The following is a 13,094-nucleotide window of genomic DNA, read 5'->3' as shown; positions in this document are numbered from 1 at the left end:
GCCGCGTCCTCCAGGACGCCGCCGGGGTGCGGTCGTCTCAGGGGCGCGGATCGCCGTCCCGGGGCTCCTCCCGCCCGCCGAGCACTCGGCGCACCCGGTCGAACTCGGCCTGGAAGGCGACCTCGTCGTGCGCGTACTCCTCCCGCCAGGGCATGTCGAGGCGGGCGGCGAGCTCCCGATGCGCCGCCTCCACGCGGCCGCGCCGCTCCTCCTGCACGAGCACCTCGCGCGGCGGCGCCGGACGGAATCCCGCCGCGGTCTGCAGGACGCGCATCCCGTCGAAGGAGGCGGCGTCCCAGCCGATCTCCGGAACGACCCACTGCCGCACCTGCTCCTCCCCCGGCGCGCGCACACCGATCAGCCCGAGACTGCCGCGCATCGCCTCCCCCACCGCGTACTCGACCTCGCCGAGCGCGGCGCGGTCGCGGGTGCGCGCCCCTTGCGCAGGCGCAGGGTCCGTGACTGCTCGTCGAGGAGCACGACGGTGCGCGTCAGCAGCAGCGGCACCAGCGCCCACAGCGCGAACAGGGCCCAGAGGGCGAGCGCGCCGAGCAGCAGGCGCGTCCAGGCGGGGGAGAGCAGCTGCTCGAGCAGTCCGTCGTGCCCGTCCCGGAGCCGGGAGATCCGCCACTGCTGGAATCCCGCGCCGGCGAAGGGGCTCAGCAGCAGGGAGACCAGCGGCAGTCCGATCAGCGCACCGGGCAGGTAGCGGCCGCGGACCGAGGGGCCGACGAGCACCTCGCCGCCGCGGGTGCGCCGCGGGGCGGGGACGGTCGCGGCGGGGTCCGGGGGCGGGGTCGTGCTCACGATGACCAGCGTACGGTCAGGTGCCTGGGGGCTCGCCCGGCGCGAGGCCCCCGAGCACCCGCCGGTCGCGGAACTCCCTCGCCTGCCCGGTCACCGGATCGGTGAAGGCGAGCGAGCGGGCCAGCGGCTGGAGCGGCCCGGCCGGCTCCGGGGAGGGCTCGGGGTAGAGGTCCTCGCCGGCGATCGGGGCGCCGCGGGAGGAGAGCTGGAGGCGCGGCTGATGCGTCCGTCCGGTGCGGGGACGCGCCCCCAGCAGCGCGACGCCCTGCCCTCCGCGGGGCCCTCCCCCTCGGAGTCGCCCGCCGCGAGCACCTCGAGCTCGGTGTGCGCGTTCGGCGCGCCGGGCACGATCCTCGCGGTGAGCTCCCCACGGCGCTTCTCCATCCGGTCCGCGAGCTCGGCGCGCTCTCCGACGGTCCGCGGCGGCTGCGCACCCGGGCCCGGGCAGGACGAGCGCCTCGTAGCGCTTGTCGACCTCGCGCCTCGCAAAGAGCCGCTGATAGGCGCTGCGCTCCTCGGGACGCACCCCGAAGGCGAGCACCCCGGCGGTGCGACGGTCCAGGCGGTGCGGCGGCACCAGCCGCTCGATCCCCGTGTCGCGGCGCAGGCGGACCAGGGCGCTGGCGAGCACATGGGCGCCGCGCGGCATGGTCGCCACGTCATGGGGCTTGTCGATCACCAGCAGGTGCTCGTCGCGGAAGAGGATCGGCGGCGGCTCAGCCGGCACCTCCTCCGGGCGCGGCTCGCGGTGGAACCACAGCTCGTCGCCGACGCCGACGGCATCGTCGGCCGCCCACGCACGTCCGTGGGCGTCGACCACCTCCCCGGCGGCGAAGCGCTCGGCCAGCGGCGTGGCGGCCGGGTCCGCGAGGGCGGGGAAGCGTGCGAGGAGCATCGAGGCCGCCGGTCCGGTGGGGGCGACCTTCGGCACGAGCCAGCGCACCGCGTCCAGCCCGTCCCGCGCGGCGGCGGGGGCGGGAGCCGACGGGCGCGGCGGCGGGCGGCGCGGCCGGGCCGGCGCCCCTCCCCGGCCCGCCCGTCCGCGTCCCGCCCGCCGGCCCTGCGCCCGACGGCGCCTCGCCCGTCGGCGCCGCGCCCGATGGGTCCTCCTTCGGCGGGCCGGCCGCCGACCGCCCGGTCGACAAAGGGCCTTGCGGCGTCACAGCCCCCACACGGCGAAGGTCAGCACGTTGTGCCCGATGTAGAACGCCAGCGGCGCGAACAGCAGCGGCGTGGGGTGGCGGTCCACGAAGGTCAGAGCCTGCGGGGCCTCGCGTCGCGAGCTCGGCGGGGGTGATCGCATCGATGTGCTCGATGCGGATCCCCGCCTCGCGGGCCCGCTGCGGCGCCATCCGCTGTGCCCTCTCGCCGAAGAAGCGGCTCGAGACGGCGAGAAGCCGTCGGCCCTGGTGGTCCAGCACGTAGACGCCGTCGTAGGCGGTCTCCGGCGGGTCGAGCGCCTCCGCAGAACCGGAGTCGCGGGCGATATCCCGCACCGCGATCACGGAGCCGACCTCGGTCCAGCGGGCCCTGCGTGTGGGCCGGAAGAGGCCGCGCGACTCGAAGCCGTCCTCGTCCAGCTGCAGCCACAGGGTCACCACCCGCAGGGTCATCACGCCAGAGACGACCGCGACCAGCACCCACAGCACCAGCGGGAGGGTGAACAGGGGATCGTGCATGAGCTCCGGATGGCGCCAGAGCCGCTGCCCGACGAAGCTGATGATCACGAGGAACTCGAGCACGACCGCGAACACGAGGCCGATGATCAGCGCCCCGATCACCACGGCGGCAGGCGGCCCGTAGGTCCGCGTGGGGAGGTCCCCTCCGGCGGCCGCGGGCGCGTGTCCGGCGTGCTCGTCACCACTGCTCCTCCGACTCTCGTTCCCAGGACGGTCCCGGCGCATGCCGGGCGGGTCCGCTCATCTTAGGACTCGCAACGGACGGGCGAGCGCAGCGACCCGAGGAACGGACCTGCCCGTCGGACCTGGTGGGACCAGGGCCGGCGGGCACGTCATGAGGAGGCCGTGCGGCCGGGTCCTCCTCGCGCTCCTCACGCCGGTCACGGGCAGGTCGGTCTCCGGGGGCGCGGGCCGGCCGAAGTGCGGTGGCCCCGCGCGCAAGACGACGGGGCGGGCGGCGCGGGTCTCCCCGCACCGCCCGCCCCGTCGGGTCGGACGCGATCGGCGGACCCCGATCGTCGACTCGGAGGATCAGTCCTCCTCGTCCTCGTCCTTCTTCTCGATGACCAGGGTCTCGGTGGTCAGCACCAGGCCTGCGATCGAGGCCGCGTTCCGCAGGGCGGAGCGGGTGACCTTGACCGGGTCGATGATGCCGGCGGAGACCAGGTCGACGTACTCGCCGGTCGCGGCGTTCAGGCCGGTACCGACCTGAGCCTCCTTGACCTTCTCCACGACGACGTAGCCCTCGAGGCCCGCGTTCTCGGAGATCCAGCGCAGCGGCTCGACGACCGCACGGGCCACGGCGCGCACGCCCACGGCCTCGTCACCGGTCAGGCCGAGGTCGTCGACCAGCACGGAGGACGCCTGCACGATGGCGGAGCCGCCGCCGGCGACGATGCCCTCCTCGATGGCGGCGCGGGTCGCGGAGACCGCGTCCTCGATGCGCATCTTCTTCTCCTTGAGCTCCACCTCGGTGTGAGCCCCGACCTTGATCACGGACACGCCGCCGGCCAGCTTCGCGAGGCGCTCCTGGAGCTTCTCGCGATCCCAGTCGGAGTCGGTGTTCTCGATCTCGGCACGGATCTGCGCGACGCGGTCGGCCACGGCCTGGTCGTCGCCGGCCCCGCCCACGATGGTGGTGGAGTCCTTGGTGACGACGACGCGGCCGGCGTGGCCGAGCACGTCGGTGTCGACGGTCTTGAGGTCCAGGCCGAGGTCGGAGGTGACGACCTGGGCGCCGGTGAGCACGGCGATGTCCTGGAGCATGGCCTTGCGGCGGTCGCCGAAGGCGGGAGCCTTGACGGCCGCGCCCTTGAAGGCGCCGCGGATCTTGTTGACGACCAGCGTGGACAGGGCCTCGCCGTCGACGTCCTCGGCGATGATGAACAGCGGCTTGCCGCTCTCCACCACCTTCTCGAGCAGCGGGAGGATGTCGGCCACGGCCGAGATCTTGCCCTGGTGCAGCGAGCACCTGCGCGTCCTCGAGGACGACCTCCTGGCGGTCCGCATCGGTGACGAAGTGCGGGGAGATGAAGCCCTTGTCGAACTGCATTCCCTCGGTGAAGTCGAGCTCCATCGCGGTGGTGGAGGACTCCTCCACCGTGATGACGCCGTCCTTGCCGACCTTGTCGAAGGCCTCGGCGAGCAGGTCGCCGATCTCGCGGTCCTGGCTGGAGACCGAGGCGACCGACGCGATCTGGGCCTTGCCGTCGACCGGGGTCGAGATCTCCCCGAGCTTCTCGGAGAGGGCCTCGACGGCCTTCTCGATGCCGCGCTTGAGGGCGGCGGGCGCCGCGCCGGAGGCGACGTTGCGCAGACCCTCGTGCACGATGGCCTGGGCGAGGACGGTGGCGGTGGTGGTCCCGTCGCCGGCCACGTCGTTGGTCTTGGTCGCGACCTCCTTGGTGAGCTGAGCGCCGAGGTTCTCGTAGGGATCCTCGAGCTCGATCTCACGGGCGATGGTCACGCCGTCGTTCGTGATGGTGGGGGCGCCCCACTTCTTGTCGAGGACGACGTTGCGGCCCTTGGGCCCGAGCGTCACCTTGACGGTGTTGGCGAGCTTGTCCACGCCCCGCTCGAGCGCGCGGCGCGCGTCCTCGTTGTACAGGATCTCCTTGGCCATGGCTCAGGCCTCGATGATCGCGAGGATGTCGCGCGCGCCGAGGACCAGGAACTCCTCGTTGCCGTACTTGAGCTCGGTGCCGCCGTACTTGGAGAAGACGACCTTGTCGCCGACCTTGACGTCCATGGGGACGCGCTCGCCCTTGTCGTCGAAGCGACCGGCGCCGACGGCGACGACCTCGCCCTCCTGGGGCTTCTCCTTCGCGGTGTCCGGGATGACCAGGCCGGAGGCGGTGGTCTGCTCCGCCTCGAGCGGCTTGACGACGACGCGGTCCTCGAGGGGCTTGATGGAGACCGACATGCGGCTCACTCCTTCATGAAGAGATGGACTCTGTGTGAGTTCGGGGTCGGGGCCCGGGTCCGATCGTCGTCGCGGTGCCGACCGGGACGGGTCCCTCGTCGCAGCTTCTGGCACTCTCGGCCATCGACTGCCAACGGCGCTCACTCTAGGACGACGGCTGGCACTCACGCAAGGCGAGTGCTAGATCTGGGCCGGATGTGGTCAATGCGTCGCGCCGCACGCGTCGCCGCAGGCAACGAACCCGGAGAAAGCCACCCGCGTGCACGCCGTACACCCGACTCCGCCGGCTCCGCGACTCCGGAGAGCGCGGCGACCGAGTTCGCGACGACCGGATTGCCACCCCTCCCGTTCCGCTCTTTCTTCCTTGGGCCGCGCCGCCCCTCGGGGTCGGCGTCGAGGCTCCGAGCCCGCAGGCCACAACCCCTGCTTCACCCGCCCCCCGCACCCCGAAAGGCTCGTGGGATGCCCAGGTCACACCCTTCTTGTGAACCCGATAACTTGTCGTCCCCGAAGGCGTGACGCCACGCCCCGCGCGCGATAGGACTGGGGATGTCGAGACCGACGGCGCACCTGCGATCCAGGGCCCGTCCGCAACGCTCACACCCCTCCGAACCCGAGGAGATCCTCCATGGCCTTCATCCGCACCCTCCGCTCCGCCCTCCGTCGCCGCGACGACCAGCTCGCGCAGGACATCGTCGAGACGGGCACGCACCGCGACCATCGCGACGATGCCACCGCCTCCGTCGCCCGTCACGGCTCCCAGGGCATCCGACCCTACGGCTTTGGCTACTGATCTCCTCAGGCGCGCCCCCAGCGCCGCCGCCGACGCCCCTGCAGGCAGTGCCTGCAGGGGCGTCGTGCATGTCCGGGCCGCGGATCAGCGCCCGGCGGCCTCGAGGATCTGCGCGACCTGCTCGGGGGTGAAGCGGTAGACCGGGCGCTCCGCATCGGCGAGGGTGTCGCCGGCGTTCGGCAACACCGAGCTGACCACGCGCGGCGCCCCCTCCCCCAGCTCCACCAGACTCACGCCCGACAGGGCGCGCGACTGCTCGTCCGCGCCCGCCCCGACGGGGTCGACCACGTTGGTGATCCCGGGGGCGACGTGCACCGGGATCCCGGCGATCTCACCGGTCATCTCGTGGTGGTAGTGGCCCGAGAGCACGATCCGCACGTCGGAGCCGTCGAGCACGGCGGCGAGCTCGTCGAGCCCGTCGAGGTCGAGGCCGCGCAGCGAGGGGTCGCCGCGACGAGCGGCGGGTGGTGGATCGCGAGCACGGTCCCGCCGGGCGCGGGCTCGGCGAGGACTCCGCGCGCCAGTCCAGTCCAGCTGCTCGGGATCGAGGTGCCCGTAGCCGGCGCCGGGGACGCTCGAGTCGAGCACGACCACGCGGGCCCCTCCGGCCAGCGCCACGACCCGGTCCTGGCTCGGCGCGGTCCGCTCGCCCGGGGCGACCGCCTCGCCGTAGACGGCGGAGACGTCGTGGTTGCCCATGACGATCGCCAGCGGCGCGTCGAGAGCGGCGGCGAAGGGGTCGAGGATCTCGTGGAGCAGGCGATAGCTCTCGGCGGTGCCGTCCTCGGAGGCGTCGCCGGTGTGGACCACGGCGTCGATGCCCGCGAGGCCCTCCAGGCGGGCGAGGAGTCCGCGCAGGGCGGCGGCGGTGTCGATCCGGTCGTAGTGGCGGGCGAACGGATCGCCGTAGAGATGCGTGTCGGTCAGGTGCAGGATGCGCATGCCGGGAACGGTAGCGGCCGCAGGTGACGGGCAGGTGACGATCAGCCCAGCCCTCCCGCCGATCTCCTCCCGCTCGTCCCTCGCAGCACGTCGATCAGCCCAGCCCTCCCGCTGATCTCCTGCCGCTCGTCCCTCGCAGCACGTCGATCAGCCCAGCCCTCCCGCCGATCTCCTGCCGCTCGTCCCTCGCAGCACGTCGATCAGCCCAGCCCTCCCGCCGATCTCCTGCCGCTCGTCCCTCGCAGCACGTCGATCAGCCCAGCCCTCCCGCCGATCTCCTGCCGCTCGTCCCTCGCAGCACGTCGATCAGCCCAGCGCCCCCACCCATTCGCTCGCGCCGTCGTCGAAGACCTGGTGCTTCCAGATCGGGACGCGCCGCTTGACGGTGTCCACGAGCTCGTCGCAGGCGACGAAGGCCTGCTTGCGGTGCGGGGCCGCGATCGCGCACACGAGGGCGGAGTCCCCGATGGCGAGGGGCCCGACGCGATGGGCGACCGCGACGAGGACGTCCGGATAGCGCTCCGCGATCTCGGCGGCGACCTCGGCGATCACGGCGGGGGCGGAGGGGTGGGAGGTGTACTCGAGCCGGTCCACGCCGCGCCCGCCGTCGTGGTCGCGCACCACGCCGTCGAAGGTGACCACGGCGCCGCGGCGCGGGTCAGCGACGTCCTTCGCCATGGCGGCCACGGTGATCTCCTCGGTGCCGACCGCAGCATGCCGCACCCGCTGCGGAGCCTCCCCCATCGCGGGGTCTCCCGCGATCCGCGACCCCGCACCGCGGCGTCGCCGCGCTCGTCGACGCCGCCCGCCGGGAAGGTGCTCGTCCCGCGAGTCGGATCGGCCTGGTCCGACGGGGTCCCCGGGTCCGTCGCCTCCGCGATCGGGTCGGTCCCGCTCATCGCCGCCGTGGTCACGGCGACGCGGGCCGAGTCGCCGGACCCATCGGCCCCCGCCCCGCCCTCCGGCCCGTGGTCCCCGCCGTCGCGGCCGCTCGAGCAGGTGGTCCAGCGGCGGGTCGATCACGGCGATGCCGTCCTTCACCCCGCCTCGGGAGCCCGGCAGGTTCACCACGAAGCTCCGTCCCGCCATCCCGGCGACGCCGCGGCTGAGCAGGGCGGTGGCCTTCGCCGACTCGCCCCGGCGGCGCACGGCCTCGAGGATCCCGGGCATCTCCCGCTCGATCAGCGGCGCGGTCTGCTCGGGGGTGACGTCGGTGGGGCTGATGCCGGTGCCGCCGGAGGTGATGACCACGTCGACGCCGTCGGCGATCGCCTCGGCGAGCGCGCGGCCCACCTCGGGGCCGTCGGCCACGACCTGCTTCTCGACGGGGGCCAGGCCCCGCCCGCCCAGCCATCGCTCGAGCCGCGGGCCGGTGCGGTCCTCGTAGGTGCCGTCGGTCGCGCGGGTCGAGGCGATGATGATCCGGCGCCGCCGTGCAGGAGCGGCGGCGCGTCCGGGTCCTCGCGCACCGTGCAGTCCTCGTCGGTGCGCTGGGCGGGCATCTGCTTCATCGTTCCTCCCCCTGCGTCATCGCTCGTGGCGCGCAGTCATCGCTCGTCATGTGCGGTCTTCGCCTGTCGCACGCGGTCATCGCGGTTCCTCACGGCGCCAGTCCCCGCTCTTGCCGCCGGACTTCGCGAGCACGCGGATCTCCTCGATCACGGCGAGGTTGTCCACGGCCTTGATCATGTCGTAGAGGGTCAGCGCCGCGGTGCTCGCCGCGGTCAGCGCCTCCATCTCCACACCGGTGACGCCCTTGGTGCGCACGGTCGCGGTGATCTCGACGCGGTCCCCGCGCGGGTCGAGGTCGACCTCGATGCCGGTCAGCGGCGCGGGTGGCACAGCGGGATCAGCTCGGCGGTGCGCTTGGCGCCCATGATCCCGGCCAGGCGCGCGGTGGCGAGCGCCTCGCCCTTGGGCAGGTCGCCGCTCGCGATCCGGGCCACCACGTCCTCGCGGGTGACGAGGACGGCGCGGGCGGTCGCCTCGCGGGAGGTGACCTGCTTGGCGGTCACGTCGACCATGTGGGCGGTGCCGTCGGCCCGCACGTGCGAGAGCTCGCCCGCGTCGGTCGACCGGCCGACGGGGTCGGGGGCGGTGGTCATGAGTCTCCTCCGGGGATCAGCAGGGTCTCGAGCAGGTCGCCGTCGCGCACGACGGCGGTTCCGACGGGGACGATCGCGAGCGCGTCGGCCGCGGCGTACCCGCCGATCAGGTGCGAGGACGCGCCGCCGACCAGGCGCACGTGCCCGGAGGGCAGGACCCTCGCCCGACGGTACTGCTCCAGATGCTCGGGCGAGGACTCCTCGACCTCGAGGCGGACGGGCAGGCGCGGCCGCCGGCGCGGCGGCGCGCCGAGGGCGGGGCGGGCGATCAGCTCGCGCTCTCAGCGGCGCGGAGACCGGGTTGCCGGGGAAGGCGAGCCAGGGCACGCGCCGCCCGTCCGCCTCGAGGGTGCCGATGCCCTGGGGCCCTCCGGGCCGCATCGCGAGGGTCGGGAAGGCAAGGGTCGTCCCGGGCAGATCGGCGGCGTGGCGCACCACCTCGAAGGCGCCCATGCTCACGCCGCCGCTGGTGACGATCAGGTCGGCGTCCTGCGCGAGGACCTCCTCGCGCAGGCGCGCCAGCAGCGGCGTCGCGTCATCGGGCACGGCGCCGCGGTGGACCACCTCGGCGCCCGCCTCGGTGAGCGCGGCGGCGAGTCCGGGTCCGTTCGCGTCATGGAGGGTGCCGGGGGCGGGCTCCGCACCCGAGGGGCCGCGCACCTCGGAACCGGTCGAGAGCACCACGACCCGCGCCGATGCACCCACCTCGACCTCGCTCAGGCCGCAGGCGGCGAGGTGCGCGATCCGCGCGGGGGTGAGCATCTGCCCCTCGCGCGCGACGGTGTCCCCGCGGTGGGTGTCGGAGCCGCGGCGGCGCACGAAGCGGCCCGGCGCGACATCGGCCGGCGTGAGCGTCACGGTCGCCGGGTCCGTGCCGTGCGCGGCGTGCGCTCCCTCGCCACCCGCGCCGCCTCCCTCGGCCCCCGCGTTATCGGAGTCGAAGCGCCCCTGGGCGCTCTCCTCGACCGGGACCACGAGGTCCGCGCCGTCCGGGAGGGGCGCGCCCGTCATGATCGGCCGCGCCTGCCCGGGCTCGAGCCGGCCCGGCGCGTCGCCGGCAGCGATCGTCGGCCCGAGCGGGAGAGTCGCCGCGGCACCGGGGCCCGCGAGATCGGCCGACGCGACGGCGAAGCCGTCCATCTGCGAGTTGTCCACCCCGGGCACGTCCACATGCGAGCGCAGCGGCCGGGCGGCGACGCGGCCGACGGCCCTGCCGCCCAGCGCGACCGGCTCGGTCGCCCGCACGGCCGCGAGCGGCGCGACGGCGTCGGCCACGTGGTCGGCCAGCGGGCGCGGCCGCGCACGGGTCATCGCTCGGACCTCCGTCTCCTGTGCCTCATCGGCCCGTCCTGGTCCCCTCCAGTATGGCGCTCGCGGCCGCCGCTGCCCGACCGGCCCGTGCGCGAGAACCCATCCCCGGCGCCCGGTCCGTGTCGCGTCAGTGCCCAGTCCCACCCCGAAGTCCCGCCCCCCGTCCCGCCGAGCCGTCCTATCCTGGAGGGACCCCGGAGCCGCCGGGCCGCTGAGCAGGAGGTGCGCGCATGTCGTCTGGACGGGTCTCCCTCGGCATCCCGGTGCCGCGCCGCACCGACGAAGCGGCTGACGCGCTCCCGGACACCGCCGACCGACCAGACACCCCGGCGCTCGCGGACCGCTTCGGACGCGAGGCCACGGACCTGCGCCTGTCGCTGACGGACTTCTGCAACCTGCGCCGCACCTACTGCATGCCCGAGTCGGGGATGGTGTTCCTCAAGAAGGACCAGCCGCTCTCGGTCGAGGAGATCGTGCGCCTGGTCCGCATCGGGGTGGAGCGCCTGGGGATCGAGCAGGTCCGCTTCACCGGCGGGGAGCCGCTGACCCGGCCGGATCTCGAGGAGATCATCTCCGGGGTCGCCTCCCTCGAGCGCCGACCCGACATCTCCCTGACCACCAACGCGATCGGCCTGGACCATCGGGCGGAGCGGTCGCGGGAAGCGGGGCTCGACCGGATCAACGTCTCGCTGGACTCGGTGGTCACAGAGACCTTCGAGCGCCTCACCCGCAGGCCCCTGCTTTGCACCGCGTGCTCGCCGGGATCGACGGGGCGCGCGCGGCGGGCCTGGACCCGATCAAGGTCAACGCCGTGCTGATGCCCGGGATCAACGACCACGAGCCGCCCGACCTGCTGGACTGGTGCCTCGAACGGGACCTGCAGCCGCGGGTGATCGAGCAGATGCCGCTGGACGCGGACCACCGCTGGGAGCGCTCCACGATGATCACCGCCGGGGACGTGCACGAGATGCTCGCGCCCCGCTACGCGCTCACCCCGGTCGCCGAGCCGCGCGACGGCGCGCCCGCCGAGCTGTACGAGGTCGCTGACCGCGCTACCGGCCGTCACCGGGGCCGGGTGGGGATCATCGCCTCGGTGACGCGCCCCTTCTGCGCCGACTGCCGTCGCACCCGCCTGACCGCCGAGGGCCGCGTGCGCACCTGCCTGTTCTCCCGCGAGGAGACCGACCTGCGCACCGCTCTGCGCTCGGGAGCGGACGACGAGGCGATCGCCGACATCTGGCGCGCCGCCCAGTGGGGCAAGAAGGCCGGCCACGGCATGGACCGGGCCGATTTCGTGCGACCGGAGCGCCCGATGAGCGCGATCGGCGGATGAGGAGGACCCGATGACCGACACCCGCACCGCGAGCGCCCGCCCCGGCGACTCCCTCGCCCCGGGCGCCGCGCCGCCCGACGTCTCCGCGCCCGACACCACCGCGCCCGAGATCGCGGTGCGCCTCTTCGCAGGCGCCGCCGCCGAGTTCGGGGCCGACGACGCGACCGTGCACGCCCGCACTGTGGGCGAGCTCCTCCAGGCCCTCACCGCAGGCACCACCCCGGAGGCGGCCCGGGTGATCGGCCGGTCGAGCCTCCTGGTCGACGGCGTGGCCTGCACCGATCACGATCGTGCGCTCGCCCCCGGCTCGCGCGTGGACGTCGCGCCGCCCTTCGCCGGCGGTTGAGCCCCCATCCTGCCCGGCGGTCGGGCCCGGGCACTTCCTGACAGCTGAGCCCGGGCCCTGCCCGGCGGCAGGGTTCGCGCCCTGCCGAGCCGCGTCAGAGCCGCTGGATCTCGACCCCGCCGCCGGTCAGCCCGTCGAAGCCGCCCGCGAGCGAGCGCACCCGGATCCCCCGCTCGGCGAGCGCCCTCTGCGTGCTCGCCGAGCGCGTTCCCGCCGCGCAGTACAGCACCGCGCCCGCGACCTCGTGATCGACACCGCGCAGCGGCTCCCCCATCGGGAGGTGCTCGGCGCCGGCGACCATGCCGCCCTCGGCCAGCTCTCGCTCCTCGCGGATGTCGATCACCCTCGTCCCGGCCGCGAGCAGGGCGGGCGACTCCTCGGCGGTGACCTCGTCGCGGGCGGGGCCCGTTGGCCCCGGCGGCCCGCAGGTGAGCATCACGTCCTCGATCTCCGTGACCGGCGCCAGCCGCGGGTCGCGGGCCAGCGGCGACTCGTCCCAGCGGGCGCGCGGCGCGTCGTAGAGGGCGAGCCGCCCGAAGAGCACGTCGCCCATCCCGGCGAGCACCTTCACGGCCTCCATCGCCATGGTCGAGCCGATCACGCCGCAGAGCATCCCGAGCACCCCGGCCTCCGCGCGCTGGGCACCTCGCCGGGCCGCGGCGGGACGGGGTGGACGTCGCGATAGGTGACGCCGCGCCCGCCCGCTCCCCAGAACACGCTGACCTGGCCGGAGAAGGCGAGGATCGAGCCCCACACCAGCGGCAGGTCGAGGATCTCGCAGGCGTCGGAGGCGAGATAGCGGGTGGGGAAGTTGTCGGTCCCGTCCAGGACGAGGTCGTGGCCCGCGAGCCGCTCGAGGGCGTTCGCGGGGGTGAGGGTCTCGACCACGGCGCGCACCGAGACCTGCGGCGACTGCGCATGCAGGTGCTCGGCGGCGGCGATGGCCTTCGACCTGCCCAGATCCGCCTCGGTGAACAGCACCTGCCGGTGCAGGTTCGTCGCATCGACGGTGTCGGGGTCGAACAGGGTGATCTCGCCGACCCCCGCCGCGGCGAGATAGGTCAGGGCCGGGGCGCCGAGCCCGCCCGCGCCGATCACGGCGACCCGCGCCCCGGCGAGGCGGCGCTGACCGGTCTCGCCCAGCCGCGGCAGTCGCATCTGGCGCAGGTACCGGCCGAGGTCGTGCCGCTGCGCCGCGGGCCGGTCCGCCGGCACGGCGCGGTCCAGGATTCGGGGCGGGACGGGGGCGGGCAGGTCGGCGGAGCTCATGGGCCCAGTCTCCCCCACCTCCCGCGGCGACGCGCGACCTCGTTCCCGCGGGTCCCCCGGGCGCCGTCCCGGGGCCGAGAGTATGAG

At 74.4% G+C, this 13,094-nt stretch carries 12 protein-coding genes and 4 pseudogenes; 3 read left to right on the top strand and 13 right to left on the bottom strand.

What is annotated here, in order from left to right; translation table 11 throughout:
• Positions 1–37 precede the first annotated feature (37 nt).
• The 6 genes and pseudogenes from WKH84_RS19400 to groES all read right to left on the bottom strand — a co-directional run bounded on the left by WKH84_RS19400 (position 38) and on the right by groES (position 4,908).
• Complete coding sequence (locus tag WKH84_RS19400) at positions 38–379, bottom strand: hypothetical protein (RefSeq protein WP_341857045.1); 342 nt, start codon at positions 377–379, stop codon at positions 38–40.
• On the bottom strand, positions 358–807 hold the full coding sequence (locus tag WKH84_RS19395) for a hypothetical protein (protein WP_341857044.1): 450 nt from the start codon (positions 805–807) through the stop codon (positions 358–360). The genes WKH84_RS19400 and WKH84_RS19395 overlap by 22 nt, the downstream gene beginning before the upstream one ends.
• Positions 808–823: 16 nt before the next feature.
• A complete protein-coding gene (locus tag WKH84_RS19390) occupies positions 824–1,534 on the bottom strand; it encodes a pseudouridine synthase (protein ID WP_341854811.1) in 711 nt (236 codons plus the stop codon).
• Positions 1,524–2,591, bottom strand: coding sequence for a hypothetical protein (locus WKH84_RS19385; RefSeq protein WP_341854810.1), 1,068 nt, complete (start codon positions 2,589–2,591; stop codon positions 1,524–1,526). Before WKH84_RS19385 ends, WKH84_RS19390 begins: the two co-directional genes overlap by 11 nt.
• Positions 2,592–3,017: 426 nt before the next feature.
• Positions 3,018–4,608, bottom strand: a pseudogene (gene groL, locus WKH84_RS19380) (chaperonin GroEL).
• 3 nt (positions 4,609–4,611) lie between these two features.
• Positions 4,612–4,908 carry a co-chaperone GroES gene (groES, locus tag WKH84_RS19375; protein WP_010551191.1) on the bottom strand — a complete coding sequence of 99 codons (297 nt, stop codon included), beginning with the start codon at positions 4,906–4,908 and terminating at the stop codon, positions 4,612–4,614.
• A gap of 628 nt (positions 4,909–5,536) precedes the next feature.
• On the opposite strand from groES, the gene WKH84_RS19370 reads away from it, so the two are divergent.
• Positions 5,537–5,701: a hypothetical protein gene (locus WKH84_RS19370; RefSeq protein WP_341854809.1), complete on the top strand. Its 165-nt coding sequence runs from the start codon at positions 5,537–5,539 to the stop codon at positions 5,699–5,701.
• A gap of 84 nt (positions 5,702–5,785) precedes the next feature.
• Here the strand turns inward: WKH84_RS19370 and WKH84_RS19365 are convergent, their stop codons facing one another.
• The 5 genes and pseudogenes from WKH84_RS19365 to WKH84_RS19345 form a co-directional block, all read right to left on the bottom strand.
• Entirely contained in the window at positions 5,786–6,643 is an 858-nt protein-coding gene (locus tag WKH84_RS19365; protein WP_341854808.1) for a metallophosphoesterase, read from the bottom strand.
• Between the two features lie 306 nt (positions 6,644–6,949).
• Entirely contained in the window at positions 6,950–8,059 is a 1,110-nt protein-coding gene (locus WKH84_RS19360) for a molybdenum cofactor biosynthesis protein MoaE (RefSeq protein WP_341856973.1), read from the bottom strand.
• 171 nt (positions 8,060–8,230) lie between these two features.
• Positions 8,231–8,748 (bottom strand): annotated as a pseudogene (gene moaC / locus WKH84_RS19355) (cyclic pyranopterin monophosphate synthase MoaC).
• Positions 8,745–8,930, bottom strand: coding sequence for a hypothetical protein (locus tag WKH84_RS19350; protein ID WP_341856972.1), 186 nt, complete (start codon positions 8,928–8,930; stop codon positions 8,745–8,747). Before WKH84_RS19350 ends, moaC begins: the two are co-directional and overlap by 4 nt.
• Positions 8,931–9,096: 166 nt before the next feature.
• A pseudogene (locus WKH84_RS19345) lies at positions 9,097–10,059 on the bottom strand (molybdopterin molybdotransferase MoeA); the annotation flags it as partial.
• Between the two features lie 230 nt (positions 10,060–10,289).
• Here WKH84_RS19345 and moaA point away from each other — a divergent pair.
• Together moaA and WKH84_RS19335 are read left to right on the top strand one after the other, a co-directional pair.
• Positions 10,290–11,392 (top strand): annotated as a pseudogene (gene moaA, locus WKH84_RS19340) (GTP 3',8-cyclase MoaA).
• Positions 11,393–11,402: 10 nt separating this feature from the next.
• Positions 11,403–11,738: a MoaD/ThiS family protein gene (locus WKH84_RS19335; protein WP_341854807.1), complete on the top strand. Its 336-nt coding sequence runs from the start codon at positions 11,403–11,405 to the stop codon at positions 11,736–11,738.
• Positions 11,739–11,832: 94 nt separating this feature from the next.
• On the opposite strand, the gene WKH84_RS19330 is transcribed toward WKH84_RS19335, so the two are convergent.
• Together WKH84_RS19330 and WKH84_RS19325 are read right to left on the bottom strand one after the other, a co-directional pair.
• Complete coding sequence (locus WKH84_RS19330; protein WP_341854806.1) at positions 11,833–12,339, bottom strand: rhodanese-like domain-containing protein; 507 nt, start codon at positions 12,337–12,339, stop codon at positions 11,833–11,835.
• On the bottom strand, positions 12,336–13,007 hold the full coding sequence (locus tag WKH84_RS19325; RefSeq protein WP_341854805.1) for a HesA/MoeB/ThiF family protein: 672 nt from the start codon (positions 13,005–13,007) through the stop codon (positions 12,336–12,338). Before WKH84_RS19325 ends, WKH84_RS19330 begins: the two co-directional genes overlap by 4 nt.
• Positions 13,008–13,094: the final 87 nt, after the last annotated feature.

Source organism: Brachybacterium sp. GPGPB12 (genome assembly GCF_038396325.1).
GTDB classification, from domain to species: domain Bacteria; phylum Actinomycetota; class Actinomycetes; order Actinomycetales; family Dermabacteraceae; genus Brachybacterium; species Brachybacterium conglomeratum.
Note: the sequence above shows the minus strand (reverse complement) of the source record. Positions and strands in the feature narration are given on the sequence as shown.